Annotated in this window: 1 pseudogene; it reads left to right on the top strand. The window is 66.4% G+C overall.

What is annotated here, in order from left to right:
- Positions 1-62: 62 nt before the first annotated feature.
- A pseudogene (locus tag ACLBXO_RS32125) lies at positions 63-295 on the top strand (DUF302 domain-containing protein); the annotation flags it as partial.

The following is a 295-nucleotide window of genomic DNA, read 5'->3' as shown; positions in this document are numbered from 1 at the left end:
AGGACGAGCAGTCGAGGCCCGCCCGGCGAGCCGCCCGCTGCATGAAGTCAGGAGATCAGATCATGTCCGACCACTTCGCGTCGACCGAAATCGCGGTCGAGCACGTCATCCTTTCCTCGGCCAAGTCTTTCGGGGCGGTCCGATCCGCCTTGGAGGCTTCGGTGCCCGTCATCGACCTCGATTACGCCACGCTCCTGAAGGCCGGACGAGTGGACGAGGCGCGCGACCTCCTCGAACGGCAGGCGCCGCTCTCGATCTTCGGCTCCCGAGACCATGGCGATGTGCTGCGCACCGC

The organism is Methylobacterium sp. C33D, assembly GCF_053345825.1.
This window is presented reverse-complemented; position numbering and strand designations above follow the sequence as displayed.